General features: G+C 54.2%; 28 protein-coding genes and 2 tRNA genes. 19 read left to right on the forward strand and 11 right to left on the reverse strand.

What is annotated here, in order from left to right:
- Positions 1 to 37: 37 nt before the first annotated feature.
- Genes BLR97_RS12430 through BLR97_RS12440 form a run of 3 tightly spaced genes read right to left on the reverse strand, consistent with a single transcriptional unit; the run spans position 38 to position 2503 of the window.
- Positions 38 to 1228, reverse strand: coding sequence for an amino acid aminotransferase (locus BLR97_RS12430; protein WP_089706852.1), 1191 nt, complete (start codon positions 1226 to 1228; stop codon positions 38 to 40).
- A complete protein-coding gene (locus BLR97_RS12435) occupies positions 1229 to 1567 on the reverse strand; it encodes a 4a-hydroxytetrahydrobiopterin dehydratase (protein ID WP_089706853.1) in 339 nt (112 codons plus the stop codon).
- 39 nt (positions 1568 to 1606) lie between these two features.
- Complete coding sequence (locus BLR97_RS12440; protein ID WP_089706854.1) at positions 1607 to 2503, reverse strand: GGDEF domain-containing protein; 897 nt, start codon at positions 2501 to 2503, stop codon at positions 1607 to 1609.
- A gap of 347 nt (positions 2504 to 2850) precedes the next feature.
- Here BLR97_RS12440 and cobA point away from each other — a divergent pair, with 347 nt between their 5' ends.
- The 4 genes from cobA to dcd all read left to right on the forward strand — a co-directional run bounded on the left by cobA (position 2851) and on the right by dcd (position 6483).
- A complete protein-coding gene (gene cobA, locus BLR97_RS12445) occupies positions 2851 to 3597 on the forward strand; it encodes a uroporphyrinogen-III C-methyltransferase (protein WP_244511304.1) in 747 nt (248 codons plus the stop codon).
- A gap of 167 nt (positions 3598 to 3764) precedes the next feature.
- Positions 3765 to 4955, forward strand: a complete 1191-nt coding sequence (locus tag BLR97_RS12450; RefSeq protein ID WP_089706856.1) for a coiled-coil domain-containing protein — start codon at positions 3765 to 3767, stop codon at positions 4953 to 4955.
- Positions 4956 to 5104: 149 nt separating this feature from the next.
- Positions 5105 to 5905: an iron-sulfur cluster carrier protein ApbC gene (gene apbC / locus BLR97_RS12455; protein ID WP_089706857.1), complete on the forward strand. Its 801-nt coding sequence runs from the start codon at positions 5105 to 5107 to the stop codon at positions 5903 to 5905.
- Between the two features lie 11 nt (positions 5906 to 5916).
- Positions 5917 to 6483 carry a dCTP deaminase gene (gene dcd, locus BLR97_RS12460; RefSeq protein WP_089706858.1) on the forward strand — a complete coding sequence of 189 codons (567 nt, stop codon included), beginning with the start codon at positions 5917 to 5919 and terminating at the stop codon, positions 6481 to 6483.
- Positions 6484 to 6579: 96 nt separating this feature from the next.
- Here the strand turns inward: dcd and purN are convergent, their stop codons facing one another.
- Together purN and purM are read right to left on the reverse strand one after the other, a co-directional pair.
- Positions 6580 to 7311, reverse strand: coding sequence for a phosphoribosylglycinamide formyltransferase (gene purN, locus BLR97_RS12465; RefSeq protein WP_089706859.1), 732 nt, complete (start codon positions 7309 to 7311; stop codon positions 6580 to 6582).
- Positions 7308 to 8381, reverse strand: coding sequence for a phosphoribosylformylglycinamidine cyclo-ligase (gene purM, locus BLR97_RS12470; RefSeq protein WP_089706860.1), 1074 nt, complete (start codon positions 8379 to 8381; stop codon positions 7308 to 7310). The genes purN and purM overlap by 4 nt, the downstream gene beginning before the upstream one ends.
- Positions 8382 to 8575: 194 nt before the next feature.
- On the opposite strand from purM, the gene BLR97_RS12475 reads away from it, so the two are divergent.
- Entirely contained in the window at positions 8576 to 9682 is a 1107-nt protein-coding gene (locus BLR97_RS12475) for an AI-2E family transporter (RefSeq protein ID WP_089706861.1), read from the forward strand.
- A complete protein-coding gene (gene hda, locus BLR97_RS12480) occupies positions 9679 to 10383 on the forward strand; it encodes a DnaA regulatory inactivator Hda (protein ID WP_089706862.1) in 705 nt (234 codons plus the stop codon). The genes BLR97_RS12475 and hda overlap by 4 nt, the downstream gene beginning before the upstream one ends.
- Positions 10384 to 10459: 76 nt before the next feature.
- On the opposite strand, the gene BLR97_RS12485 is transcribed toward hda, so the two are convergent.
- Complete coding sequence (locus BLR97_RS12485) at positions 10460 to 10834, reverse strand: phasin family protein (RefSeq protein ID WP_089706863.1); 375 nt, start codon at positions 10832 to 10834, stop codon at positions 10460 to 10462.
- A gap of 297 nt (positions 10835 to 11131) precedes the next feature.
- On the opposite strand from BLR97_RS12485, the gene BLR97_RS12490 reads away from it, so the two are divergent.
- Positions 11132 to 12520 carry a class II fumarate hydratase gene (locus BLR97_RS12490; RefSeq protein WP_089706864.1) on the forward strand — a complete coding sequence of 463 codons (1389 nt, stop codon included), beginning with the start codon at positions 11132 to 11134 and terminating at the stop codon, positions 12518 to 12520.
- Positions 12521 to 12535: 15 nt separating this feature from the next.
- Here the strand turns inward: BLR97_RS12490 and BLR97_RS12495 are convergent, their stop codons facing one another.
- Positions 12536 to 13606 (reverse strand): endonuclease/exonuclease/phosphatase family protein, encoded by a 1071-nt coding sequence (locus BLR97_RS12495; RefSeq protein ID WP_089706865.1) that lies wholly within the window; start codon positions 13604 to 13606, stop codon positions 12536 to 12538.
- Between the two features lie 169 nt (positions 13607 to 13775).
- Here BLR97_RS12495 and BLR97_RS12500 point away from each other — a divergent pair.
- Both BLR97_RS12500 and BLR97_RS12505 read left to right on the forward strand, forming a co-directional pair.
- Positions 13776 to 13852 (forward strand) — tRNA-Val (locus BLR97_RS12500).
- A 41-nt stretch (positions 13853 to 13893) separates the two neighbouring features.
- Positions 13894 to 13970: transfer RNA gene (locus BLR97_RS12505), tRNA-Val, on the forward strand.
- Positions 13971 to 14069: 99 nt separating this feature from the next.
- Here the strand turns inward: BLR97_RS12505 and BLR97_RS12510 are convergent.
- The 4 genes from BLR97_RS12510 to BLR97_RS12525 form a co-directional block, all read right to left on the reverse strand.
- Positions 14070 to 14549, reverse strand: a complete 480-nt coding sequence (locus BLR97_RS12510) for a GAF domain-containing protein (RefSeq protein ID WP_089706866.1) — start codon at positions 14547 to 14549, stop codon at positions 14070 to 14072.
- 97 nt (positions 14550 to 14646) lie between these two features.
- Positions 14647 to 15432, reverse strand: a complete 786-nt coding sequence (locus tag BLR97_RS12515; RefSeq protein WP_089706867.1) for a MetQ/NlpA family ABC transporter substrate-binding protein — start codon at positions 15430 to 15432, stop codon at positions 14647 to 14649.
- Between the two features lie 91 nt (positions 15433 to 15523).
- The gene (locus BLR97_RS12520) at positions 15524 to 16177 is read right to left on the reverse strand and encodes a methionine ABC transporter permease (RefSeq protein WP_089706868.1); all 654 of its coding nucleotides are present in this window, start codon (positions 16175 to 16177) and stop codon (positions 15524 to 15526) included.
- Complete coding sequence (locus tag BLR97_RS12525) at positions 16158 to 17201, reverse strand: methionine ABC transporter ATP-binding protein (protein WP_089706869.1); 1044 nt, start codon at positions 17199 to 17201, stop codon at positions 16158 to 16160. The genes BLR97_RS12520 and BLR97_RS12525 overlap by 20 nt, the downstream gene beginning before the upstream one ends.
- A 437-nt stretch (positions 17202 to 17638) precedes the next feature.
- Between BLR97_RS12525 and BLR97_RS12530 the strand changes: the two genes are divergently transcribed.
- From BLR97_RS12530 to moaE, 10 genes are all read left to right on the forward strand, one after another.
- Positions 17639 to 18268 (forward strand): riboflavin synthase subunit alpha, encoded by a 630-nt coding sequence (locus tag BLR97_RS12530; protein WP_089706870.1) that lies wholly within the window; start codon positions 17639 to 17641, stop codon positions 18266 to 18268.
- Positions 18269 to 18487: 219 nt separating this feature from the next.
- Positions 18488 to 19786 (forward strand): NCS2 family permease, encoded by a 1299-nt coding sequence (locus BLR97_RS12535; RefSeq protein ID WP_089706871.1) that lies wholly within the window; start codon positions 18488 to 18490, stop codon positions 19784 to 19786.
- Between the two features lie 30 nt (positions 19787 to 19816).
- Positions 19817 to 20362, forward strand: a complete 546-nt coding sequence (locus tag BLR97_RS12540) for an adenine phosphoribosyltransferase (RefSeq protein ID WP_089706872.1) — start codon at positions 19817 to 19819, stop codon at positions 20360 to 20362.
- A gap of 8 nt (positions 20363 to 20370) precedes the next feature.
- Positions 20371 to 20850: a xanthine phosphoribosyltransferase gene (gpt, locus tag BLR97_RS12545; protein WP_089706873.1), complete on the forward strand. Its 480-nt coding sequence runs from the start codon at positions 20371 to 20373 to the stop codon at positions 20848 to 20850.
- A 2-nt stretch (positions 20851 to 20852) separates the two neighbouring features.
- Entirely contained in the window at positions 20853 to 21536 is a 684-nt protein-coding gene (gene ung, locus BLR97_RS12550; protein WP_170833022.1) for a uracil-DNA glycosylase, read from the forward strand.
- A gap of 90 nt (positions 21537 to 21626) precedes the next feature.
- Positions 21627 to 22256, forward strand: a complete 630-nt coding sequence (upp, locus tag BLR97_RS12555) for a uracil phosphoribosyltransferase (protein WP_089706875.1) — start codon at positions 21627 to 21629, stop codon at positions 22254 to 22256.
- An 88-nt stretch (positions 22257 to 22344) separates the two neighbouring features.
- Positions 22345 to 23592 (forward strand): uracil-xanthine permease family protein, encoded by a 1248-nt coding sequence (locus tag BLR97_RS12560; RefSeq protein ID WP_089706876.1) that lies wholly within the window; start codon positions 22345 to 22347, stop codon positions 23590 to 23592.
- Positions 23593 to 23618: 26 nt separating this feature from the next.
- Positions 23619 to 24182: a molybdopterin-guanine dinucleotide biosynthesis protein B gene (gene mobB / locus BLR97_RS12565; protein WP_089706877.1), complete on the forward strand. Its 564-nt coding sequence runs from the start codon at positions 23619 to 23621 to the stop codon at positions 24180 to 24182.
- 4 nt (positions 24183 to 24186) lie between these two features.
- The gene (moaC, locus tag BLR97_RS12570; protein ID WP_089706878.1) at positions 24187 to 24993 is read left to right on the forward strand and encodes a cyclic pyranopterin monophosphate synthase MoaC; all 807 of its coding nucleotides are present in this window, start codon (positions 24187 to 24189) and stop codon (positions 24991 to 24993) included.
- Between the two features lies 1 nt (position 24994).
- Complete coding sequence (gene moaE, locus BLR97_RS12575; RefSeq protein WP_089706879.1) at positions 24995 to 25447, forward strand: molybdopterin synthase catalytic subunit MoaE; 453 nt, start codon at positions 24995 to 24997, stop codon at positions 25445 to 25447.
- Positions 25448 to 25469: the final 22 nt, after the last annotated feature.

Genomic DNA, 25469 nt, shown 5'->3' on the forward strand with positions numbered 1-25469 from the left:
CAAGCCTGGGCATCATCTGGCGTCTGGCGAGCGAAGGTTAGTCGTTAACGGCGGCAATCGCTTTAGCGAGGTAGGGAAGGTTTTCGTGGGAGAATCCGGCCACGTTGGCGCGACCCGAACGCACCATATAAATCCCGAACTCATCGCGCAGTCGGTCGACTTGTTCCGGCGTGAGCCCGGTATAGGAGAACATACCGCGCTGCTCGGCAACGCAGGCATATTTCTCATCAAGACCGTAGGGTTTGAGCGCCTCGACAAAATCGCGGCGCAGCGTGTTAATGCGGTCGCGCATTTCGGTCAGCTCTTCGCGCCACATAGCGGAAAGCTCGGCGTCATGGAGAATTTCACTGACGATAGAACCGCCATGTGCCGGCGGGTTGGAGTAATTTTCCCGCGCGACGATTGCCACCTGCGAACGGATGTTTTCCATTTGCTCGGCGTTCTTGGCCACCATGATCAAACAGCCGGTACGTTCGCAATAGATGCCGAAGTTTTTCGAGCACGAACTGGTAATGATGACTTCATCAAGCTGCTCGGCAAAAAGACGAACACCATAGGCATCTTCGTCGAGCCCTGCGCCAAACCCTTGGTAGGCAAAGTCAATCAGCGGTAGTAATTGGCGCTCTTTGACAACCTCCAGTACTTGCTGCCACTGCGCTTCGGAGAGATCAAACCCGGTGGGGTTATGGCAGCAGGCATGGAGCACCACCACATCGCCTTCGGGAATTTGTTTCAACGCGCCCAGCATGCCGTCGAAGTCGAGACGGTTGTCAGGGTCGACGTAGGGATATTTGTGCAGCTCGATACCCGCAGCGGTAAAAATGCCGTGGTGATTAGGCCAAGTGGGATCGCTCACCCAAATGCCTTTGCCGGGCAGTTGGGTAGCGATAAAGTCGGCGGCTAAACGCAACGCCCCAGTGCCGCCTGGCGACTGGGTTGCGCTGGCGCGGTTGGCTTCTAGTACTGGCGAGCTGGCACCCAGAACCATCGGTAATATAACGCCACCGTAGGCAGGAGCGCCGTGCGAACCAATGTAGGTCTTGGTGGTTTCATTGCTGAGCAAGCGAGCTTCGGCTTCTTTAACGGCACGCATCACCGGCGTATTTCCGTGCGCATCACGATAAACGCCAACGCCTAGGTCGACTTTCTGGGGATTGGTGTCTTTTTTGAAAGCTTCGATTAGCCCAAGGATGGCGTCTCCGGGGACTCGCTCAATGTGCTCAAACATTTATTCGGCTACCTCATCAGTTCTAGCGGCAAGAATGAAATCATTTTGGTGCAGGCCATCAATGGCATGACTCCACCAGGTGACCGTGGTTTTACCATACTCGGTGGTGATCACGGGGTGGTGGCCTGCCTGTTCAGCCAATTCGCCAACGCGCTGGGTAAACTCAAGCGCGCTAACGAAATCACGAAATGTAAAGCTTCGTGTAAGCTTCATGATGCCATCGTGATCGGCAATTCGCCACTGTGGGAGGGCCGTTAACTCGCTTTCGCACTCGCTACGGGTCATAGGCCGTGCGTCACCGCTGCAAGGTTCACAATGTTGTTGGGCAAGTGAGGTCATGGGTTATCTCCTCCGCTTGGGTGATGAATGTTTACCCCTTTAGGGTAGATGGCAGACGCAGTCCCGGCCAACGTCTTTGGCATTGTATAGCGCTTGATCCGCTCGTTCGATAAGGTTCATTAAGGGTTCACCACAGCGATACTCGGCAACGCCAATGCTCATTGTCACTTGTCCGGTGCCGAGACCAAAGTCATATTGAGCAATAAAGGAGCGTAAACGGTCTGCCAACTGGTGGCACTGCTTGACCGAGGTAAGCGGTAATACCGCCATGAATTCTTCACCGCCTAGCCGGGCGATCATGTCTTCGCTGCGTAGCAACGACTGGGTCAGGGTGGCGAGCTGTTTTAAGACGTCATCGCCTTGCAGGTGGCCCCAGCGGTCGTTGAGCTGTTTGAAGTGATCAATGTCGAGCATCATGATGGAAAGCGGCGTGCCGTGACGTGAGCTTAGCGACGCTAGGTTGGTCAAGTGCACCATTAACTTACGCCGGTTTGGCAACTCGGTGAGCGGGTCGGTATTACACAGCTTGCGTAGCCGATGCTCTTCAGTGACCTGGTCGCTGATGTCCATCATGATGCCGCTCCAACGAACGCCTAAATACGTGGGCTCAGGGGTTGCGCTAACGGCAATCCAGCGAGTTTTATGCCCGGATAGCGCCAGGCGAAAGCGGGTGGTTAACGGCAGCATCCAGCGAGCAGAGCGTTCAATGGCCGACATGAGCTTCGGAAAATCAGCGCCGGTTAGCTGCTCAAGTGCGGCATTGGCGTCATCGGCGAGCTGGTCTCGGTCGATGTCAGTCAACACCATGCCGCCACCTTCCATAAATGGGAATGCCATGTGGCCATCATGCGTGCGATAAAATTGGAAAACCACGCCAGGCATTTTTTGGATAAGTTGCTCGGCGTTGAGCGATAAAGGGATCTCATTCACGGGCATGCGTGAATCTCCGAAGCTGTGCTATTGAAAAGCTATGCCATGAAAAATTAAGCCACCTAGGGTAGCGCTAAAAACGTAATTAAAATGTAAGCGATTGACTACAAAGCGATACGTTTTTATATTTTTTCGATATATCTAATAAAATAAAGAGATTAAAAACGCATATGAAGTACTAGCTTATGATTATCGCTGGCACCCTAAGGGAAAAAATATTACTTTTACGCATATAAAACATTATTTTTATTCCATTGAGGTGGGTTTTGTCGCACACCACGTATACATCGGGGCAGCCGTCTGCAAAGGGTCGAGTAAGCTTAGTCGGGGCTGGGCCCGGGGATCCCGAATTGCTGACTATTAAAGCGTTTAATCGCTTACAACAAGCCGATGTGGTGCTGCACGATCGCTTGGTCAGCGACGAAATTTTGGCGCTGTTACCGTCAACGGCGCAGCGATTTTACGTCGGTAAGGCGCGCTCAGCGCATAGCGTTCCCCAGAAGGGAATCAATCAAGCGCTGGTAAAATGGGCTCAAGCTGGCAATCGCGTGGTACGACTAAAGGGGGGAGACCCGTTTATTTTTGGACGCGGCGGGGAAGAGCTGGAAACGTTGATCGACGCGGGAGTGGCTGTAGAAGTGGTTCCGGGGATCACGGCTGCCTCAGGGTGTGCCGCTTACGCGGGTATTCCGCTAACCCACCGTGACCATGCTCAATCGGTGCGCTTTGTCACAGGGCATCTCAAAGAAGGGGAGTGCGACTTAGACTGGCAAACGCTGTCGCGGCCTGGTCAAACGCTAGTATTTTACATGGGGCTGGGAAGCGTGAACGTCATTAGCCAAGCCCTGATTGCTCATGGAATGGCTCCGGATACCCCCTTAGCGTTAATTGAGCAGGGCACCACGCAACAGCAGCAAACGCATATAGGGTGTTTAAACGCCTTGCCCAGTGCGTTCCTTGCAGGTGAAGTAAAACCACCTACTTTGTTAATTATTGGTCACGTCGTATCAATGAATGCGCAGTTGGCCTGGTTTGACGCGGATCAGGCCGATGCCAAGGGGTTTCACGAAGGCAAACACCCGACACCCCCCGTCGAGTAACGCTAGCGTTAAACAATCAACGTTTGCGAGGGGATACGAGACTGGCTAGATGTACTGAGCGGTGTATGCTTAATGTGAGCAGGGTGATAACCATCACCGTCTGCTGCCCAATGCGCAGCCAACACCCATCCGCGCAACGCGCAGCGAAAACCTAAGGGAGAGGCGACATGTCAGATGAGCAACATTCCGATCACGAGCCAACCAATAGCAAACCGGATATGAAGACGCTGTTCCGCGATAATCGGGTAAAAGCGATTGCGGGCATCGCGGCGATTGCAGTGATCTGGGCGATCATGGCCCAGTCCAACGTTGGCACCAGTCGCGACCGGGTGGCAGCGCTTGAGGAGCAGGTTGCCGGCGTAGAAGAAGAAAACCAATCGCTTAACCAAGAACTCAACAGCGTAGAAGAAGAAAATCAATCGCTCAGTCAAGAGCTTAATGAAGTCGATAATGCCGAAGCGGATCTTGCGGCGTTGCAAGATCAGATGAGTGCGCTCGAAGAGCAGCAGGCTGAAGAACAGCAGGCCCTGGAGAGTACACAGCAGGAAGTCAGCGATGCCCGTTCGCAGCTCGAATCACTTGAAGAAGAGCGCAGCACGCTACAGAGTGAAGTTGACCAACTCAATCAACAGGTAAGCGAGACCGAAGGCGAGCTGGAAACGCTGCGTGAAGAGCGTCAACAAGTTCAGCAGGCCAGCGAAGAGGCTGATCAAGCGCGTCAAGAAGCTGAGGCCGCGCGCCAGAGTGCTGAAGATGCTCGCCAAGAGGCTGAAAACGCGCGCCAAGAAGCCGCAAAAGAGCGTCAGCAAGCGGTCGCCGAGCGAGACGCGGCGAGAGAAACCTTGAATGAACTGAACACCCAGATTGAGCAAGCCAATGAGCGCTTGGCAACGCTCGATGAAGAGATCGCTAACGCAGAATCCGAACGCGATAGTGCCCGTGAAGAGCGTGAAAGCGCAATTAATGAGCGCGATACGCTGCAAGAAGAAGTGAATTCGCTGAAAGCACTGCGTGAGGAGGAAGAGAACAGCCTTAGCCAAGTGCGCAGCGAAATGGAAGACTTGATGGTAGCGTTGGATATCGGCCGCGAAGAACTGGCCAAGGTTGAAGGCCAAGTGGCTGACCGAGAAAAGCAACTAGAGCGCTTGGAAGGTCAACTGACTGATTGGCGCGATGAGCTTTCAACGCTGGATTCTCGCTTAGCCGAAGCCGCGAACGATGTCGGCCAAGAGGCGCAACAAGAAAGTGGTTCGCAGATTGGTAATGAAGCTAACGAACAGAGCGGCGACGAAGGCAGCAACCAGGAGTCGCCGTCAGATAACGAAGAAGGCAATGGCAATGAGCAAAACGCTGGCTAAATCGCTCTCTATTTGATTAGGAGCTTCGCTGAGCGGGTGCTGATGTGTATTCAGCACCCGCTTTTTTTAGTCTTGGTTTATGATTGACCCAGCGAAGAGTATCATTTGCTGCACTAATGAATGCAGCGCTAGACGAGGAGTCGCTATAAATGGAAGGTGTCAAACACATAATAGCCGTGGCCTCGGGTAAGGGAGGCGTTGGTAAGTCAACGGTGACCGTTAACTTGGCATTGGCGTTATCTGCCCAGGGATACCGTGTAGGCGTACTGGATGCGGATGTCTACGGCCCAAGCCAAGCACAAATGCTCGGTGTCGCTGAGGGTGTTCGCCCGCAAGCATCGGGGGATGATAAATTTTTACCGCTTGAGGCCCATGGGCTGCAAGCCATGTCCATGGCGTTTATGGTCAATAACCGTGAAGCGATGGTGTGGCGAGGGCCGATGGTGGTTGGGGCCTTCCAGCAGATGCTAAACCAGACCCAATGGGATAACCTGGATTTTCTGCTTATCGATATGCCGCCTGGTACCGGCGACATTCAGTTGACGCTGGCCCAAAAAGTATCGGTGGCGGGTGCGGTGATTGTCACGACGCCTCAAGACATCGCCCTGCTTGATGCGCGAAAAGGCATTGAAATGTTTCGCAAAGTGAATGTGCCTGTTTTAGGTGTCGTCGAAAACATGAGCCTTTACCACTGCGAAAAATGCGGCCACGAGGCGCCGATATTCGGTTCTGGCGGTGGTGACCGAATTGCCGAAGAGTACGATACCGAGGTGCTTGGCCGCTTACCACTGACGCTATCGATCCGCGAGCTGGCTGATTCAGGACGACCAAGCGTCGTATCGGAGCCAGACAGCGCCGTTAGTCAGACGTTTGCGGCGATTGCCAAACGCGTTGCGCAAAGCGTGGATGGCCAGGGTAATGAAAGTCCGACTATTTCCTTTAGCGAGTGAATACGTAACTAATGAGCATCAAGTCTGATAAATGGATCCGGCGCATGGCGGCAAGTGACGCCATGATTGAGCCTTTTGAGCCAGGCCAGGTTCGTTACATTAACGAGCAGCGTGTTATTTCCTATGGCACGTCAAGCTATGGCTACGATGTCCGCTGCTCGGATGAATTTAAAGTCTTTACCAATATTCACTCGGCGATCGTGGATCCTAAGGCCTTCGATGCCAATAGCTTTGTCGATGTGAAAGGCGACGTGTGTATTATCCCGCCTAACTCATTTGCGTTGGCGCGCACGGTCGAGTATTTCCGCATTCCGCGTAATGTGTTGACGATTTGCCTGGGTAAATCCACCTATGCCCGCTGTGGCATCATCGTTAACGTCACGCCGCTTGAGCCGGAGTGGGAAGGACACGTTACGTTGGAGTTTTCCAACACGACGAATTTGCCGGCTAAAATCTATGCCCATGAAGGGGTCGCGCAGATGCTCTTCCTGGAATCTGACGAAGTGTGCGAAACCTCTTATAAAGATCGTGGGGGCAAGTACATGGGCCAGCGTGGGGTGACACTACCGCGTACCTAAACGTTACTCGGTTGTTATGCAATAGAACCGAGCGGGTTATTACACCGCTCGGTTTTTTTCGGCTAAGCGACAATAGTCATTAAAATGCCTAGGTTATCAAGATGGCTCATCGAGCTCTTCAGCAGCGTCCTCGTGGGAAAGTCGCATCCCATGGAGTGGCAGCGGATGGCCGTCCATGGTGGCGCCTTGGCTACTGAATTGAAGCCGCCCCTGCAAAAACCACTGTACGGCAATAGGCAGGATAAGGTGCTCTCTGTCTTGCACCTTCTGTTTAAGCGTATCGATGCTGTCGTCGTCGGCGACGTTGAGTGCTGCTTGTAGCACCACTGGCCCGCCATCGAGTTCTTCGGTAACGAAGTGAACGCTGCAGCCGTGCTGCGTAACGTTATCCTCAAGTGCTCGAGCATGCGTGTTGAGGCCCTGATAAGCGGGTAGCAGCGATGGGTGGATATTCATCATACGGCCCAGAAAACGCTGAACGAAGCGCGGCGTCAAAATGCGCATAAAACCGGCGAGCACGATCACGTCAGGCTCATGGCGCTCAATGACTTTGATCAGCGCCCCGTCGTATGCCTCGCGGCTGTCGTATTCCCGGTGAGGCAAGGCAACGGCGTCAATGCCTGCATCACGCGCGCGCTTGAGGCCATAGGCATCGGGCTCATTGGAGATGACCGCGACAATTTCGCCGCCTAGACGGTCGTGCGACTGCGCATCAATGAGCGCTTGCAGGTTGCTGCCATTGCCGGAAATCAACACCACCACTCTTGGGGGAGCGGTGGGTTCGGGCGTCATATCGTTTAGGGTATCGCTGTAATCAGACGTACTCATGCGGGTAAGTTCTCCAGCACAACGGCTTCTTGCTGACGAGGCTCAATCTGCCCAAGGCGATACACGGTTTCTCCCTGGGCTTTTAGATGCGCCATGGCTTGGTCGGCCTGCGCTTCTGGAACCACTGCGACCATGCCAATACCGCAGTTCAGAACCCGGTGCATCTCGGTATCCGAGACATTGCCCTGAGTTTGAAGCCAATCAAAGACGGCTGGTCGTGCCCATGCCCGAGTATCAATGCGGGCCGCTAATGACTCAGGTAGCACGCGGGGAATATTTTCAAGTAGCCCACCACCGGTAATATGCGATAGAGCATGAACCGATAGGTCGCTATCACGCAGTAGGGAAAGCAGGGCTTTAACGTAAATGCGCGTCGGGGCCATCAGCGCATCCGCTAGGGGAATGCCATCGACCTGGGTATCCAGGGGCGCATTGCTATGCTCGATGATTTTACGAATCAGCGAATAGCCGTTCGAGTGCGGCCCTGATGAAGCGAGGCCTAGTAGAACGTCGCCTTCTGCAACGCGGCTACCGTCAAGAATTTCACTTTTCTCAACCACCCCGACGCAGAATCCAGCTAAATCGTAGTCGTCGCCTTCGTACATGCCGGGCATTTCGGCGGTCTCACCGCCGACCAGTGCACAGCCTGCCTGTTCGCAGCCGGCTCCGATACCCGTGACGACGTCGGCCGCGATGTCGACATTTAATTTGCCCGTGGCATAGTAGTCGAGAAACAACAGTGGCTCGGCACCCGCCACGATAAGGTCGTTGACACACATGGCCACCAGGTCGATGCCAATGGTGTCATGTTTGCCTAGCGTCATGGCGAGACGCAACTTGGTACCGACACCATCGGTCCCGGAGACCAGTACCGGCTGATGGTAGCCTTGAGGCAATTCGCAAAGTGCGCCGAAACCGCCTAATCCGCCCATGACTTCCGGGCGGGTAGTGCGCTTGGCCACGTGTTTAATGCGCTCGACCAGGGCATTGCCGGCATCAATATCCACGCCAGCATCTTTATAGCTAAGCGAAGGGGACGATGAAGCGTGCGAAGAAGAGGTCTCGGTCATGACAGATCCTATGGAGCTGAGTGCAGTGCAATAGTGACTGGCGTACGCCGCCAGAGCCGGGCGATAACTGGGGCGAATTGTAACACTCGGTGGCGAGGCTCGCATCGCCTCCACTGGCTGTGAACAAAAGCAGGCGGTTTTTATTTATATACGGCATAGTAGGTTGTCGTAACAGTGGCCATTAAAGGAGTTATATGCGCAATTCATGGTGGGGCATCCTGCTATTAGTCCTAATCTTCGGGCTGTTATATTTATTGGATGCCGTGTTAATGCCGTTTATTGCTGGCGTTATTCTGGCGTATTTAGCGGATCCGCTGGCCAACCAATTCCAACGCTGGGGAATGAACCGCCCGGTGGCGGTCAGCAGTGTCTTCTGTGTGCTTTTGGTGGTGTTGATTGTCAGCCTGCTTATCGTCATCCCGCTGGTGGTCCAGCAGTTGAAGCAATTAAGTGAAGCCGTGCCGGGTATTTTTGCCTGGGGGGAGAACACGGTGGCTCCGCAGGTCTTTGAATGGACGGGATACGATCTACGCTCTGAATTGGTCAACGTGCGGGAGACGCTGGTTGAGAATTGGCGCGATGCTGGCGGCTACCTTGCCCAAGCGCTTGGCCAAATAGGCCGCTCGGGTATGGCATTTGTGTCGTGGATCACTTATGTAGCGCTGATTCCTGTCGTAACGTTTTATTTGCTGTTGGACTGGGATCGTCTTATCAGCAATATTGCCAATTTGATTCCGCGTCAATGGGCGGATGATGTCGGTAGGCTGGTGCGTCGCTGCGATGAAGTGCTGGCATCGTTTTTGCGCGGACAGCTGTTGGTCATGCTCAGCTTGGGCATCCTTTATGCGGGCGGACTAACGTTGTTGGGGCTTGATTTTGGCCTGTTGATTGGCGTGGTTTCTGGATTGGTAAGCATTGTGCCGTTTCTTGGGTTTATTTTGGGGCTATGCATCGCGCTGATTGTCGCGCTTTTCCAGTTTGGCACCTGGTGGGGGTTATTGGGCGTAGTGGCCGTGTTTACGATTGGCCAGGTGGCAGAGAGCGTCGTCTTACAGCCTAAACTGCTGGGCGATAAAATTGGCCTACACCCGGTAGCGGTTATTTTTGCCGTTCTGGCAGGGGGCAATTTATTTGGACTCACCGGGGTATTGCTAGCGCTGCCGGCCGCCGCCGTTATTATGGTGCTGTTACGTGAGGTCAAAGACCGCTATCAACGCAGCGAGCTATACAATGCCGCTGACGAATACGACCGTGAGGATGCCGACGTACCCGCGATTGATGACAAAAGGACGCCTTCATGAGCCACGTGCCGGCGCAGCTTCCCCTTGGGATAGGATTGCGCGACGACGCTACGTTTGATAATTATTACCCAGGGGAAGCCAACGCTGCCTTGCTGGATCGTCTTCAGCAACAGTGGGCACCTGCCGGTGATGACTTCATTTATCTATGGGGGCCGCCGGGCTCAGGGCGTAGCCACTTATTGCAAGCCGCCTGTCACGCTGCTTCGGATAGAGATAAGCGGGCGTTATACCTGCCGTTAGCAGAACTCGGCCATTTCCCGCCGTTGATGCTTGAAGACATCGAACGATTGGACGTGGTCTCGATTGATGACCTGGAGCAGGTGGTAGGGCGAAAACGCTGGGAAGAAGCGTTGTTCCATGCGTTTAACCGCCTGCGGGATGCCGGTAAACATTTGGTGATTGCGGCGAACGCGCCCCCGCGGCAGTTGGGTGTCGTTCTACCCGACTTAGCGTCTCGGCTGACGTGGGGGACGACCTTTCATTTGCATCCGCTTAATGATGATGAGCGACTAGCTGCGTTAAAGCTGCGGGCTAATGCACGAGGCATGCAACTGCCCGACGACGTGGGGCGCTATATTCTTCACCGCGGACCTCGTGAGCTTGGCGCGCTTTGCCAGGCGCTGGAAACCTTGGATCAGGCTTCGCTTTCCGCTCAGCGCAAATTAACCATTCCGTTTGTGAAAACTGCGCTTAATTGGTAACAAAAAAGCCGCCAGCGATCAGCTGGCGGCTTTTAAGAGTTAACTACCGCAGCTGTGCTGCGATGAGCCATCAATATTAGGCGGTGTTACCCATCTTGCTGGCAGCGGTTTTTGCCTGCTTGATGTTGTCTTCGGTGATTTTCTGGGTTTGTTGCACAAAATCTTTTTGCAATGAAACAACATTATCAGCGTCGCTCTTAAGGCGTTCTGCCACTTCTTTAGCGACTTTTTGCTGGCCTTCCATGTAGCTGCGAAGCCCTTCAGCGTCTTTAACGCTCATAAGCTGGCGCGCTTGGGAGAGGCTGGTGTCAACGTAGGCTTTTTGAGCATCCAACTGGGCGTTGAAAAATTTCTCTGTCATGTCGACACTCAGCGCGGCGTAAGCGCGTGCTGGCGCCATGAAGATATTATCAAACTGCTGTGTCCACTCATTGGTGTTGAAAGTACTCATGATCAAATCTCCTGATTAGCGGTGCTAACGCGTCTAGATAAAATGGGTAGCAGCGCTAGACGACATCTCGTCCTGTGGTGCTTTCCCCTATGTTCTGCGATGCAGCATAGCAGGCGTTTTTGTGCAGTGCAACATCAATGTTTATTAAGGCTGTCGTCAGGGCCACTTGAGTTTTATCCGGCGGGCACTAGCCTAATAAGGCGAGACGCTGAACAGACCCAGCCATGCCCGTCGGTTAATAACTTTGTCTCATCGACGACTCAGTATTCATCAGCTTTTATCTATAAGGAGATCGCCATGACAACGCGCCTTGAACGCGACAGTATGGGGGAATTGGACGTCCCAGCCGAAGCGTTATATGGGGCTCAAACCCAGCGTGCGGTGAATAATTTCCCTGTTTCGCATACCCCCATGCCGGTGGCTTTTATTCATGCGATTGCGCGGATCAAACTCGCGTCAGCGAAGGTCAATTTAGCGCTGGGTGAGCTGGACGACGACCGCGCGCAGGCCATCCAGCAAGCAGCGGAAGAAGTGATAAGTGGGGCTCACGACGAGCATTTTCCGGTCGATGTGTTTCAGACAGGTTCCGGCACTTCCAGCAACATGAACGTTAATGAAGTTATCGCGACGCTGGCGAGCCGTCGCGGCGTTGAGGTCTTGCCCAACGACCATGTCAATATGGGGCAGTCGAGCAATGACGTTATTCCTTCCGCGATACATGTGTCGGCCGCGTTGGCGGTGCATGAATCGTTGCGTCCGGCGCTGGTTCACCTTCGCGACACAATTGATACGCGCGCTGAAGCGCTATCTGACGTGGTTAAAACGGGGAGAACGCATCTAATGGACGCCATGCCGTTGCGCATGGATCAAGAGCTGGGTGCGTGGTCGAGCCAGCTGGGGCAGGCCATTGAGCGCTTTGACAGCTGCCTAACGCGGCTATGTCGCTTGGCCCAGGGGGGCACGGCGGTAGGTACCGGTATTAACGCGCCTGAAGGGTTTGCTGAGCGGGTGGCAGCACAGTTAAGCGAGCAAACGGGGTTGGCGTTTACCCCCAATGACAGCTTTTTTGCGAGCCTCGCTTCGCAAGATGCGGCCGTAGAGCTTTCCGGACACCTAAAAGGCTTAGCCTGCATCGTTATGAAGATAGCCAATGACCTGCGCTGGATGAACTCCGGCCCGCTTGCAGGGCTTGGCGAAATTGAGCTCGAGGCGCTTCAGCCAGGTAGTTCCATCATGCCCGGCAAAGTAAATCCCGTTATTCCAGAGTCTGCTGCTCAGGCCGCTGCACAGGTGATTGGTCTGGACACCGCCATCACTGTCGCGGGGCAAAGCGGCAATTTTCAGTTGAACGTGATGCTGCCGCTCGTCGCGCATAACTTGTTAACGGGCATAACGTTGATGAGTAATACCACCCGGTTGCTGGCTGATCGTGCCATTGCGACATTCAAGGTGCGTGAAGACAATATTCAGGCACCGCTTGCGCGTAATCCGATCCTGGTGACAGCCCTCAATAGCACCATTGGTTACAATGCGGCAGCGGCCATCGCCAAGGAAGCCTATCAAACTGGGCGACCCATTATTGACGTTGCCGAAGAGCACACCGACCTGGAGCGCAGCACCCTTGAGCGGTTACTTGACCCAAGAGAACTCACGCTAGGTGGCGTGCCGGATAATGACAATGGCTAGAGTTGTTCGAAAAATTTAGGTTTTTTGCTCTTCACGCTGGCCCTTGCGGATCGTTTGATGCGCTTCGCTTTGCTCTTCAGCACTCGCTTTGGGGTTCTCGTGTTCATCTTTGCGCCCGGGCCGGTAGCAGAGCGTGGCAAGAATGGGGAAGTGGTCTGAGCCAAACCCCGCTAAGCGGCGCATGTTGCCGAGCATAAAGTGTTCGCTGACAAAAATATGATCGAGGGGCCAGCGCAGGATCGGGTATTGGGCGTGGAAGGTACTGAACATGCCGCGCCCCCTGCGTGGATCCAGCATGCCGCTAACCCGGCAAAAGCGCCGTGTCGTGCGTGACCAGGCGACGTCGTTTAGGTCGCCAGCCACCAGCGTCGGCTGGGGTGTTTTTTGAATTTTCTCACCGATCCATAACAGTTCGGCATCGCGCCACAGGGATTTTTCGCTCTCGCTCGGCGCGGGTGGGCGCGGATGTACGGCAAAAAACCGGATTCGTTCACTTCCTGGTAGCTTGATATAGGTGTGAATTGAAGGAATGTCGTCCTGGATCAGCCACTCGACAGAGGTGTCTTCTAGCGGTAGACGTGAGTAAAGGTGCATGCCGTAGAGGTTGTCGAGTGGAATCTTAACGCTGTAGGGCCACTGCGGATCCAGTTCGGGGTCTAATTGATCCTGCCACCATTGGTCTGATTCAAGGGTTAGCACGATGTCCGGCTGATGCGCGTGGATTTGGCTGACAAGCGTTGAGGATTGTCGGTTAGGTGTCAGTACATTGGCGATCAGCAGCGTAATATCGCGTGCTTCATTGCGGACAATGGCTGAGCGCACTTGTTTAGTCCAAAGACGCGTCCAGGGCAGGATATAGCAAGCCTGAATGATAATAACGACCAAGCACACGGTCAGTGTAATCAGTCGCCACGTGAAGGAGAGGGGTAGCCATAGTGCTGCGATACAGCATGCCGCCGCTACGCAGGCAATTTGCAAACGAGGAAACTCGAAGCTGCGGATCCACCACCAGCGTAGCCTGATGCGGGAAATAAGTGTCGCTAGCAATAAGACGATCGCGATGCTTCCTAGCATTAGGCCTAACATGGCCAATCTCCTTTTTTATAGGACGTTCGTCGGTGGGGCGTCGTTCCAGTGTAGCACTCGGTTTATTGTGCCAAGTCGAAAAATTACCCGGTGATGTGGCGCTCGGGTAAGTCGATAAATAGCTTGCAATTCAGTCGCGGAAACGTAAAATACGCATCCGTTGCTCGGCAGGACCATAGCTCAGTTGGTTAGAGCGCCACGTTGACATCGTGGAGGTCGGCGGTTCAAATCCGCCTGGTCCTACCATCGCTGTTTTGTATTGCTGAGCGTCGTTATTCCCCAGTTTTAGGACCATAGCTCAGTTGGTTAGAGCGCCACGTTGACATCGTGGAGGTCGGCGGTTCAAATCCGCCTGGTCCTACCAGATTACGCCTCGTCATTATTGACGAGGCGTTTTTGTATGGGCATGGGACAGAGATACACGTAAAGAGAGTAACGTGCTAAGCCAGTGGTGTTGCCAGCGTCAGTGTGCCCATTTAGGTAAGTCTGTTTGGCTTTTAAAGATATCGAGCAAGGCTTCAATGCCAGCTTGATCCTCATGACTAAAGCGGGCTTCCGTCGGGCTATCGATATCCAATACGCCCCATAGCTGATGATCGTGGATGATCGGAATGACTAGTTCCGCGCGTGACTCGATATCGCACGCGATGTGATCGGCGATACTGTGCACGTCGTCAACTCGTTGGGTGACTCGCTGGCTTGCTGCCGCACCGCAAACGCCTTTGCTAAACGGAATTGGATGGCAGGCTGGCTTGCCTTGGAAAGGCCCCAGGGCCAGTACCTCTGGCGAGCGCTGCAGATAAAAGCCGACCCAGTTCAAGTGAGGCAGGGATTGCATGATGAATGCACAGGTTTGCGCGCTGTTGGTTAACCAGTCGCGGCTATCTAATAGCGCCTCAAGTTGGCGATTGAGAAGGGCGTAGTTCACAGTTTCAAGCGACATGATTGCTCCATCATTATATACATCTATAACGACACTGGGCCGACAGTTGTCGGCCCAGTGTCGTTCGTCTCGTCTCGTAACTAGCTAAGGCGGAGAATTATTTCCAGCCAGGCACCGCGCCGCCATCGAAGAGTTCTTCAGCTTTCTCAATCACTTCTTCGCTCTGGTAGGCGTCAACCAGTTGCTGGATATCTTCACGGTCTTGATCGCCGCCTCTAACGGCAATCAGGTTGACGTATGGCGATTCCGGGCCTTCTTTGATCAGCGCATCGTCCAGGCTTAGGCCGGCTGGTTGAGCGAAGGTGTTATTGATAAAGGCCATGTCGACATCCGGCAGAACGCGCGGAAGCTGGGCCGCTTCGATTTCGCGGAAACGGAAGTTTTTAGGGTTTTCCGCGATATCGATGGGGGTTGCTTCGAGATTCTCAGGATCGTTAAGCGTGATGAGGCCTTTATTATGCATCAAAATTAGCGAACGACCTTCGTTGGAAGGGTCGTTAGGCAGCGCGATCTGGGCGCCTTCGGGCAGCTCGTCAATGCTATCGTACTTCTCGGAATAAGCGCCGATGGGGTAGACGAAGGTGTATCCCGCAATGGCGAAATCGTAACCACGATCGTTGACCATCGACATCATGTAGGGCTCATGCTGGTAGGCGTTGGCGTCGAGGCTACCGTCGGCTAATGCGGCATTGGGTGTTACGTAGTCAGTAAACTCGATGATCTCAATATCGAGGTCGTACTCTTCCTTGGCAATGCGCGCGGCGACTTGCATCACTTCGGTTTCAGGGCCGGCGACGGTGCCCATCTTGATGCTTTCGGCCTGGGCGCTGGCGCTAACGGCCAGCGCTAATGCGGTAAGGGTGCTCAGGGCTAATGTTTTCATAGCAACTCCTGTCATATTGGGTTTGATGTTTGGCGATAATAGGGTCAATTTTAATGCTTTTTCGTTATATGTCCACTGATAAGCAACTCGACTACTTTCTATCGGTTTTGCGTACCAGATAATCGCCCAGGCTTTGAAAGCCTTGAACCATGACCACAAGCACGACCACCGTGATCAGCATAATCATGGGATTGAAACGGTTGTAACCGTAGCGGATACCAAGATCGCCCAGGCCGCCGCCGCCGACAGCGCCGGCCATCGCGGAGTAGCTCACCAGGGTTACCAGAGTGATGGTGAGACCGGTAATAATGCCGCCGCGCGCTTCAGGAATGAGGACTTTAACGATAATTTGCCAGGGGGTGGCGCCCATGGCTTGGGCGGCTTCGATTAAGCCCGGCGAAATTTCATTCAATGACCCTTCGATTAGTCGCGCGACAAAGGGGATTGCAGCAATAGTCAGCGGTACCGAGGCAGCGTTGATGCCGATGGACGTGCCGACTAAAAACCGGGTGAAAGGAATGATGGCCACCATCAAAATAATAAACGGGATGGAGCGGCCAACGTTGGTCACAATGCCCAGCGTATGGTTCAGGGCGGGCTTGGCTAAAATTTGCCGTGGCCGCGTCACATATAACATCACGCCCAGCGGCAGTCCCAGTAACGTTGAGATCAGCCCGGAAACACCGACCATATAGAGAGTGTCTAGCGTGGCTTGAATAATAAGATTAAGCATTGCGCTGGACATAGCCAAGTACCTCTACCTGTAGTTGATGGTCTGCCAAGTAGTCCATAGCGGCTTGAGTTTGCTCCGCAGTGCCCAGCAGTTCGGCGATCATTAAGCCTAGCGTGCGGTCTTGGATCGATTCCACTTTGGCTTGCAAAATGCTCACATCAACACCGCATTCGCGGGCTAGCCGAGAGATCAGAGGCGTGGAAACGGCATCACCCGAAAATGTCAGGCGTACCACCGGGTGCGCGTTGGCTTCGGGGGCCTCAGTGAGCCGCTCAAGCAGCTCTTTGGGAGGCGATAGCTGGAGAAAATCGTTGAGAAACTCGCGGCCTAACTGGGTGCGCGGTGCGGTAAAGAAATCGCCGACTTCGGCGTCCTCGACCAGTTCGCCATCGGAGATCAGGCTGACCCGGTGGCAGATCGATTTCACAACCTCCATTTCGTGGGTGATCAACAAGATGGTAATGCCGAGCTGCTGATTGATATCGCGCAGTAGCTCAAGGATCGAACTGGTGGTCTGGGGGTCGAGCGCTGAAGTGCCTTCATCGCAAAGCAGCACTCGAGGGTTGCTGGCCAGGGCACGGGCAATCGCCACGCGCTGCTTCTGGCCGCCGGACAGCTGGGCCGGATACTGATCCGACTTGTCGGACAGCCCGACCAATTTGAGCAGCGGCGTCACGCGCTCGCGAATGTCATTGCGCGGCTGGCCCATTAGCTCCAGCGGCAGCGCGACGTTATCGAACACGTTGCGCGTGGTAAGCAGGTTAAAGTGCTGGAAGATCATGCCAATCCGGTGGCGCGCTTGATTGAGCGCCGGGGTGCTGAGCCCCGTGACTTCCTGGCCGTCAACGGTAACGGTTCCCTGGGTAGGGCGCTCCAGCAGGTTGACGCAGCGGATCAGCGTCGACTTGCCAGCGCCGGATAATCCGATAACGCCGTGGATGGCGCCTTTGGGAATCGTTAGGTTGACGCCCTTGAGGGCGTGCACGGCATGGCTGCCGGTGCCATAGGTTTTGCTGACATTATTAAGTTCGATCATGGCGTCTGCCTTGCCTGTAGGCCAAAGACGAAGGTGAGGGCGCAAGCGTAGGGCGGGAAACAAAAAAAGGCCACCCTTTGCGGGTGGCCATCAACGCTGGACACACCCTTTTAGCTGCACTTCACCAAGCGTTTACTCGGTGGACGCCCGCAATCTGGGTACAAATCGGCGCCTTTACATTTGCGGCGAAAGTCTAAAGAGCCGGCAGGGGGATGTCAAACCAACAGCATAGCATTTAATGTCGTTTTGATAGGTGGTGAATTTTTTAACTATTGGACGTCTTTTTTGGAGTATTAATGACTCTTTGGGAGCCGTTGAGCGAGCCGATTGCCACGCATCCGCAGATCCTCGTTGTTAGTGGTGCAACAATTTTAGGGTGCACAAAAAGGTAGCTGCAGTAGTAAGCTTGCACACGGATTAATCAAAGCGAGGGCGCTATGTTTACTGGCATCGTGCAGGGCAAAGTGGAAGTGGTCGAGGTGCGTGAGCTTGATAAGTTTCGTACCCACGTGGTGCAAATGCCTGATGCCTTACGCCAGGGTCTTGCTATAGGGGCCTCGGTTGCGCATAACGGTGTGTGTTTGACGGTCACTGACATCTCAGGAGATCGGGTAAGCTTTGATTTGATGCGTGAAACGCTACGCTTGACCAACCTTGGTGCAATTGCGCCAGGGCAATGCATTAATGTCGAGCGGGCGGCACGCTTTGGTGATGAGATCGGTGGGCATGCGATGTCCGGTCACGTGATTAGTATGGCGGAAGTGGTGGCTATCGAAGAAGCCCCCAACAATCGTCGATTGTGGTTTGCGCTACCGGCATCACTGGGGCGGTTTGTTTTCGAGAAAGGCTATATCGGCGTCGATGGGATTAGCCTGACGATTGGCGACGTGCGTCGCTCAGCCGACGGCGAGGCGGTCGAGTTCAGCGTTAATCTCATTCCAGAAACGCTTAACCGCACAACATTGGGCGAGCGCTTGCCGGGTGATCAGGTCAATATAGAAATTGACCCCCAAACTCAGGCAATTGTTGAAACAGTGGAGCGTGTGTTAGCTAGCCAGAAGAGTTGATGGGCTTGTGGCAGTTGGTGCGTGGGTAGGTTGCTGACCGATCGGTTAAAAGGTGGCCTAAAGATTGCTTATGCTAAGCGATAGTTGTGACTAACGGGCCATGGCCAGTGATCGTCGGCTGCACAAGGTATTCGCATAAGGCGTTGCCTTTCGGTAGTATGTGCGGCTTTTCGCGCTGCCAGGGCGCATTTAGCGTTTACGCGAAGGATAAAAATACCTATGAAGTTTCTGGACAAGCAGTTCAAGCTCACTGAGCACAACACCAGCGTTAAGACAGAGGTTATTGCTGGGATAACCACCTTCCTGACAATGGCGTACATCATCTTCGTCAACCCCAGCATCCTTTCTGAAGCCGGAATGGACTACGGGGCGGTGTTTGTCGCTACCTGCGTTGCTGCCGCTATTGGCTGTTTGATCATGGGGCTATGGGCGAATTATCCGATTGCCCAGGCGCCTGGCATGGGGCTTAACGCGTTCTTTACTTACGGCGTTGTGTTGGGCATGGGTTATACCTGGGAGGCGGCGCTAGGGGCTGTGTTCTTCTCGGGTCTGTGCTTCTTTTTGCTAAGTGTTTTTAAAATCCGTGAGTGGATTATTAATTCGATTCCGCTCTCACTGCGCCTGGGTATTGCCGCCGGTATCGGGCTATTTTTGGCAATGATTGCGCTTAAAAATGCGGGCATTGTCGTGGCTAATGATGCCACCTTTGTCGCACTGGGAGATCTCTCTGAGCCTGCTGCCCTGTATGCACTGCTAGGCTTTTTCGTGATAACCGCGCTGTCCTATTTAAAGGTCACCGGTGCTGTCATGATCGGTATTCTCGGCATTACCATTGCGTCTATCGTGCTTGGCCATAATGAGTATGGCGGGCTCATGTCCATGCCGCCTTCGATTGCGCCGACCTTTATGGCGATGGATCTCATGGGGGCGCTCGATGTCGCCATGCTGAGCGTGATTTTCGCCTTCCTGTTTGTTGACCTGTTCGATACCTCAGGCACGCTGGTGGGTGTGGCGCACCGGGGTAAGCTACTTGATAAAGACGGCAAACTGCCGCGTCTGGGTCGGGCGATGATGGCCGACAGCACCGCGTCAATGGCCGGGGCTGCTCTGGGTACGTCGACCACGACAAGCTATATCGAATCGACCGCCGGTATTGCTTCTGGCGGGCGGACGGGATTGACGGCGGTTGTCGTTGGCGTGCTTTTCTTAATTAGTTTGTTCTTTTCCCCGTTAGCAGGCTCAATCCCTGCCTTTGCGACGGCCGGTGCGTTGCTGTACGTGGCCGTTCTAATGGCGGGAAGTTTGGCGCATGCTAATTGGGACGACCCGACTGACGCGGCACCGGTGCTAATCGCGGCCTTGGCGATGCCTTTGACCTTCTCGATTGCCGAAGGTATTGCGCTTGGGTTTATCAGCTATGCTGCGATTAAAACCCTTTCGGGGCGTTTCAAAGATCTCAATCCAGCCGTGATTATCCTTGCGCTGCTGTTTGCTGTGAAATTTCTGTTCCTAGACTAACGTTGATTTATTAACCCAATGAGAGACGCGATGAGCATCTACGGCGATTATATTAAGTCCGTGATACGCACAGTGCCTGACTGGCCAGAGCAAGGGGTCAATTTTCGTGATATTACCCCGCTGCTGCAAAATAGCGCGGCATTTCGCAAGCTGATTGACAGCTTTGTACACCGCTACCAGGAAATGAACCTGGATGCCATCGCGTCTATCGATGCACGTGGGTTTATTATTGGGGCGCCGTTGGCTTATGAGCTGGGCTGTAGCTTTGTCCCGGTGCGCAAAAAAGGTAAGTTGCCGTTCAAAACCATCAGTGAAACCTACACCTTGGAATACGGTCATTCAGAAGTTGAGCTTCACTCGGACGCTTTCCAAAAAGATGACCGCATTTTGCTGATGGATGATTTGATTGCGACCGGCGGCACCATGCTGGCCGCGGCCAATCTTATCCAGCGCAGCGGCGGGCATGTCGTCGAGACAGCGACCATCATTGACCTACCTGAGCTAGGTGGTTCACAAAAGATTCGCGATGCGGGCTATAGCGTCTTCGCGGTATGTTCATTCACCGAAGACGAGTAACGATCGATATGAGCAGCGAACGCTACCACCAGCATTTCATCGTGTCCTGGGATCAGCTCCATCGCGATGTCCGCCAGCTTTGTCACCAGCTGGTTGAGCGGGATTTCAAAGGCATTGTGGCGATCACTCGGGGCGGCCTTATCCCGGCTGCTTTAATCGCGCGTGAACTGAACGTGCGGTTGATCGATACCGTGTGTATCAAAAGCTACGACCATATGGATCAGGGTGGGCTAGATATCCTGAAGGGCGTTGACCACGACGGCGATGGCTGGCTGTTAGTCGATGACTTAGTCGATACGGGTAAAACCGCTCGCGCGGTGCGTGAAATGTTGCCCGATGCGCATTTTGTCACCATCTATGCCAAGCCCGAAGGGCGTCCTCTGGTGGATCAGTACTTAACCGAAGTGGCCCAGCAGTGTTGGATTCAATTTCCCTGGGATATGGGCGTTGCCTATGTCGAGCCATTGGTTGATCAAGTGAAGAAATAATTATGTCGACCCCGCTGCCTGAAGACTGGAATCATTGGTTGGGAGATGAGTTTCAAGCAGACTATATGCAGTCGCTGAAACACTTTTTAGCCCAGGAAAAAGAAGCTAAAAAAACCATTTATCCCCATTCGTCGCAGTGGTTTCGCGCCTTCGAATTGACGCCGCTTAATGATGTCAAGGTCGTGATATTGGGTCAGGATCCTTATCATGGCCCCAATCAAGCGCACGGCCTGTGTTTTTCTGTTCAAGCGGGGGTGGCAGTGCCGCCTTCGCTACTCAATATCTACAAAGAATTGGCCAGTGATCTAGGCGTTGAGCCGGTTAAGCATGGTCATTTGGAAGCCTGGGCCAGGCAAGGTGTTTTACTGCTCAACACCTCGTTGACGGTTGAGAAGGGCAATGCGGCGTCTCATCGAGGTAAAGGCTGGGAGTGGTTTACCGACAGTGCCATTAAGACCGTAAGCCAGCATGCCAAGCCCTGCGTGTTTCTGCTCTGGGGCAGTCATGCTCGGCAGAAAAAAACACTCATTGATACGCAGCGCCACTTGGTATTGGAAGCCCCGCACCCTTCGCCGTTATCGGCCCACCGAGGCTTTTTTGGTACTCGCCACTTTTCTCAGGCGAATCGTTTTTTGGTCGAGCATGGACGCGCGCCTATTGAGTGGCAATTACCCGCTACCCCTTAACCTGGTGGCGGGTTACGGGTAGAATGTTGCGCAATTTTGTAAGTCTCTGATTACCCGCGTTGCCCCAATCCCCTGCAGTGAGGACGTCCCATGAGTGTCTATGCCATTAACCATCCGCTTGTTCAGCACAAACTGGGATTGATGCGCGAGATTGAAATAAGCACTAAGAGTTTTCGCGAGCTAGCGGGTGAAGTGGCGAAGCTATTAACCTACGAAGCCACAAAAGGTCTTGAACTCGAAGATCACACGATTGAAGGGTGGAATGGCGAGCCCATCGCCACGCGTCGGCTAAAAGGTAAAAAGGTCACGGTAGTGCCGATATTGCGCGCCGGGCTTGGCATGCTAGACGGCGTCACCGATTTAATTCCCAGCGCACGAGTCAGTGTTGTCGGGCTGTACCGCGACGAAGAAACGCTGCAACCGGTACCGTACTTTGCCAAGTTCGCCAACGATATCGAAGAGCGCATGGCCATCGTGATTGACCCCATGCTGGCCACGGGCGGCTCAATGGTGGCGACATTGGATATGCTGCGAGAGCGTGGCTGCGACAGTATGAAGGTGATCGTTCTGGTCGCCGCCCCGGAGGGAATTAAACGTGTGCAAGAGGCCTATCCGGAGATAGAGATTTACACGGCGGCAGTGGATGAGCGACTGGACGAAAACGGCTATATCGTCCCAGGCTTAGGCGATGCTGGCGACAAAATCTTCGGTACGCGATAATCGATAAATGCTAATCGGCCCCTGCGTTTTACGTTAGGGGCATTTTTTTGCCTCCTAAAAACCGCTATGACCTGTGAGGAGTCGTGCGATGACCGATTCGCCTAGCCAGTCCGAATCCTGGCCAAAGGTATTGCTGACCGGTGCCCAAATGTTATTCGTGGCGTTTGGGGCCTTGGTATTGGTACCGCTGTTAACCGGGCTTGATCCTAGTGTCGCGCTATTCACCGCTGGGATAGGCACATTGGTGTTTCACTCGGTGACGCGTTTAACGGTACCTGTTTTTCTCGCCTCCTCCTTTGCGTTTATTGCGCCGATTCAGGGATCCATCAAAAGCTTTGGTGTCTCGGCTACGCTTGGCGGCTTGATGGTGGCAGGGCTTGTGTACGTGGCGATTGCCACAGCCGTACGCGTCAAAGGCACCGGATGGCTTCATCGCCTACTACCACCCGTGGTGGTGGGGCCAGTGATTATGGTGATTGGCCTGGCGTTGGCGCCGGTAGCGGTTGATATGGCCACTGGCGAAACCAGCGATCACATTGGTTATGGGGTGGCGCTCTTCTTGTCGATGGCGAGCCTGCTGGTCACCCTAGTGTTGGCTGTATTTGGCCGCGGACTGTTGCGTTTAATCCCGATCATGGGCGGCATTATGGTGGGTTACTGCTTAGCGCTGTTGATGGGGGTGGTGGATTTTACTCCGATGCAGGAAGCGAGTTGGCTGGCAGTGCCATCGTTTACCGCGCCGAGTTTTCACTGGGCGGCGATTCTGTTTATGATTCCGGTCGCTATTGCCCCTGCGGTAGAGCATATTGGTGATATGGTCGCTATCGGTTCGGTGACCCGCCGTAACTACCTGGAAAAACCTGGTCTACACCGCACGCTTTTAGGTGATGGCCTGGCGACGACGATAGCGGCGCTGTTCGGTGGGCCGCCTAATACCACGTATTCCGAAGTGACCGGGGCGGTAACACTGACACGGGCGTTCAATCCTCGCTATATGGTGGTCGCGGCGGGACTGGCGATTATGCTGGCGTTTATTGCCAAGCTGGGAGCGTTCCTACAAACCATCCCAGGCCCCGTGATGGGCGGTATCATGACCCTACTGTTTGGCTCCATTGCGGTCGTCGGCATGAATACCCTGGTTCGTGCGGGGCACTCATTAACTGCCCCGCGCAATTTAGTGGTGGTGTCGCTGATTCTTGTCTTTGGGATTGGCGGCATGCAGGTAGGCGGTGGTCAATTTACGCTTCAAGGCGTTAGCCTTGCCGCACTGGTGGGCATAGCGCTGAATTGGTTGTTGCCGGATGAGCCGACAGATAACGACGGCGATGCTGATTAACCTAGTTCCTACGGAGCCCAGCGATTATGCAGTTAGACTCATCGATATCCTTTCCCGTGCTGGGAATAGCGGCCTGGAGTGGGACGGGTAAAACGACGCTGTTGGAGCAGTTGCTGCCGCGCCTTCGCGCCAAAGACATTAAGGTGGCCGTGATAAAGCATGCCCATCACCGTTTTGATGTCGATCGGCCGGGTAAAGATAGCTATAAGCTACGCAGCGCGGGGGCGACGCCTATCCTGGTCGCATCAAGTCAACGGTTAGCGTTGATGCAGGAAACCCCAGGGGGCGATGAGCCGGATTTAAATCAGCTGTTGGCGATGATGACCGTACACGCCCCTGATCTAGTATTAGTAGAGGGCTTTAAGGCATGGCCCTTGGCGAAGCTGGTGCTTTATCGAAATGGTATAGGGGACGCGGAGATTTTATGCAGTCATGGGGTTGAGGCGGTTGCTCTTGATGGGCCGTCTCCGGTGGAATTGCCAGCCTCAACGGTTCAGCTGGCACTTAACGACGCGGATGCCATTGCCCATTGGATAATCGAGTGGATGGCGGGCCAACGGCTCTACGATGTTTCAAGCACTGATAGGTGACACCATGCAGTTAACTCATCTCAACAGCCGCGGCGAAGCCCGTATGGTGGATGTTGCCGATAAACAAGAAACGCGCCGGGAAGCGGTGGCTTCTGGGCGGATTGTGATGCAGCCCGAGACCCTGGCGCAGCTTAGTGAAGGTTCTTTACCCAAAGGTGATGTGCTGGCAACCGCGCGTATCGCGGGAATTCAAGCGGCCAAACGGACTCATGAGTTGATTCCGCTTTGCCATTCGCTGGCGTTGTCTAAAGTGGCGATTGAATTTGATGTGGATCCCGCCGAGAGCTGTGTACATGTGACCGCGAGCTGCCGCCTGAATGGCCGCACTGGTGTCGAAATGGAAGCGCTAACGGCGGTCTCGGTGGCCTGTTTAACGCTTTACGACATGTGCAAAGCGGTTGATAAAACCATGCGCATTGACGCGGTTCAATTGGATAGCAAACGCGGCGGCCAGCGGGGAGAGTATCAGCGCGAGCCAACGCCTGAAGTAGCGGCGCCGATTGTGACCGGCCAGGGTGCTGCGGGCGAAGTAAGCCTGGGCGGTCGCTGTCAATCGCCCTGCGTACTGGTCAAGTTCCTGGCCGAACTGCGCGAGCAACTAGGCGAAAACGAGCGGGTGGTCACCTTTGATGAACTGCAAAGCCGCGATATCGCGGGGCTGAAAGCAGCCTTGGCCGCTCAGGACGAACGCTTTCAGCTATTACGGGATCAGCGCACGCTCTGTGCCATCAACCAAGTAATGGCCAACGATGAAGCGCTGATAACGAATGACGACGAAGTGGCTTTTTTCCCGCCGGTCACAGGGGGCTAAGATGGACATTACCATCCGAGTTCAAGCAGAGCCTTTCGATATGGCCTTTGGCTACGAGGCAAGTATTGCGGGCCGTACCGATATTGGCGGGGTTGTCAGCTTTACTGGGCTCGTGCGTGATTTTAACGAAACGCCCGACGTTACCGGGTTAACCCTGGAGCATTATCCGGGGATGACCGAGGCTACCCTGCAGCGCATTGCCGAACAGGCCGGGCAACGCTGGGCGCTTAACGCTGTCACGATTATTCATCGCGTCGGCCATATGCGCCCCGGTGATGCCATTGTAAGAGTCCTGGTAGCGAGCGCCCATCGGCGAGAAGCGTTTGAAGCCTGCGATTTCATTATGGACTGGTTAAAAACCCAAGCGCCGTTCTGGAAGAAAGAACATGGCCGCCATGGCGATTATTGGGTCAAAGAACGTCGCTCGGATATTGAAGATGCCGCCCGTTGGTAAGCGCTTAGAGTGGCAATTGGCA

Source organism: Vreelandella arcis (assembly GCF_900103865.1).
Lineage (GTDB): Bacteria > Pseudomonadota > Gammaproteobacteria > Pseudomonadales > Halomonadaceae > Vreelandella > Vreelandella arcis.

Coding starts and splice junctions, on each gene's coding strand:
- purN (WP_089706859.1), bottom strand. CDS start 7,311: ATGAGTACGTCTGATTACAGCGATACCCTAAACGATATGACGCCCGAA.
- BLR97_RS12535 (WP_089706871.1), top strand. CDS start 18,488: ATGAAGTTTCTGGACAAGCAGTTCAAGCTCACTGAGCACAACACCAGC.
- BLR97_RS12520 (WP_089706868.1), bottom strand. CDS start 16,177: ATGTCCAGCGCAATGCTTAATCTTATTATTCAAGCCACGCTAGACACT.
- BLR97_RS12430 (WP_089706852.1), bottom strand. CDS start 1,228: ATGTTTGAGCACATTGAGCGAGTCCCCGGAGACGCCATCCTTGGGCTA.
- gpt (WP_089706873.1), top strand. CDS start 20,371: ATGAGCAGCGAACGCTACCACCAGCATTTCATCGTGTCCTGGGATCAG.
- apbC (WP_089706857.1), top strand. CDS start 5,105: ATGGAAGGTGTCAAACACATAATAGCCGTGGCCTCGGGTAAGGGAGGC.
- upp (WP_089706875.1), top strand. CDS start 21,627: ATGAGTGTCTATGCCATTAACCATCCGCTTGTTCAGCACAAACTGGGA.
- BLR97_RS12540 (WP_089706872.1), top strand. CDS start 19,817: ATGAGCATCTACGGCGATTATATTAAGTCCGTGATACGCACAGTGCCT.
- purM (WP_089706860.1), bottom strand. CDS start 8,381: ATGACCGAGACCTCTTCTTCGCACGCTTCATCGTCCCCTTCGCTTAGC.
- ung (WP_170833022.1), top strand. CDS start 20,853: ATGTCGACCCCGCTGCCTGAAGACTGGAATCATTGGTTGGGAGATGAG.
- BLR97_RS12560 (WP_089706876.1), top strand. CDS start 22,345: ATGACCGATTCGCCTAGCCAGTCCGAATCCTGGCCAAAGGTATTGCTG.
- BLR97_RS12435 (WP_089706853.1), bottom strand. CDS start 1,567: ATGACCTCACTTGCCCAACAACATTGTGAACCTTGCAGCGGTGACGCA.
- BLR97_RS12475 (WP_089706861.1), top strand. CDS start 8,576: ATGCGCAATTCATGGTGGGGCATCCTGCTATTAGTCCTAATCTTCGGG.
- BLR97_RS12490 (WP_089706864.1), top strand. CDS start 11,132: ATGACAACGCGCCTTGAACGCGACAGTATGGGGGAATTGGACGTCCCA.
- BLR97_RS12450 (WP_089706856.1), top strand. CDS start 3,765: ATGTCAGATGAGCAACATTCCGATCACGAGCCAACCAATAGCAAACCG.
- BLR97_RS12530 (WP_089706870.1), top strand. CDS start 17,639: ATGTTTACTGGCATCGTGCAGGGCAAAGTGGAAGTGGTCGAGGTGCGT.
- BLR97_RS12510 (WP_089706866.1), bottom strand. CDS start 14,549: ATGTCGCTTGAAACTGTGAACTACGCCCTTCTCAATCGCCAACTTGAG.
- moaC (WP_089706878.1), top strand. CDS start 24,187: ATGCAGTTAACTCATCTCAACAGCCGCGGCGAAGCCCGTATGGTGGAT.
- BLR97_RS12485 (WP_089706863.1), bottom strand. CDS start 10,834: ATGAGTACTTTCAACACCAATGAGTGGACACAGCAGTTTGATAATATC.
- moaE (WP_089706879.1), top strand. CDS start 24,995: ATGGACATTACCATCCGAGTTCAAGCAGAGCCTTTCGATATGGCCTTT.
- BLR97_RS12525 (WP_089706869.1), bottom strand. CDS start 17,201: ATGATCGAACTTAATAATGTCAGCAAAACCTATGGCACCGGCAGCCAT.
- hda (WP_089706862.1), top strand. CDS start 9,679: ATGAGCCACGTGCCGGCGCAGCTTCCCCTTGGGATAGGATTGCGCGAC.
- mobB (WP_089706877.1), top strand. CDS start 23,619: ATGCAGTTAGACTCATCGATATCCTTTCCCGTGCTGGGAATAGCGGCC.
- BLR97_RS12515 (WP_089706867.1), bottom strand. CDS start 15,432: ATGAAAACATTAGCCCTGAGCACCCTTACCGCATTAGCGCTGGCCGTT.
- dcd (WP_089706858.1), top strand. CDS start 5,917: ATGAGCATCAAGTCTGATAAATGGATCCGGCGCATGGCGGCAAGTGAC.
- BLR97_RS12495 (WP_089706865.1), bottom strand. CDS start 13,606: ATGTTAGGCCTAATGCTAGGAAGCATCGCGATCGTCTTATTGCTAGCG.
- BLR97_RS12440 (WP_089706854.1), bottom strand. CDS start 2,503: ATGCCCGTGAATGAGATCCCTTTATCGCTCAACGCCGAGCAACTTATC.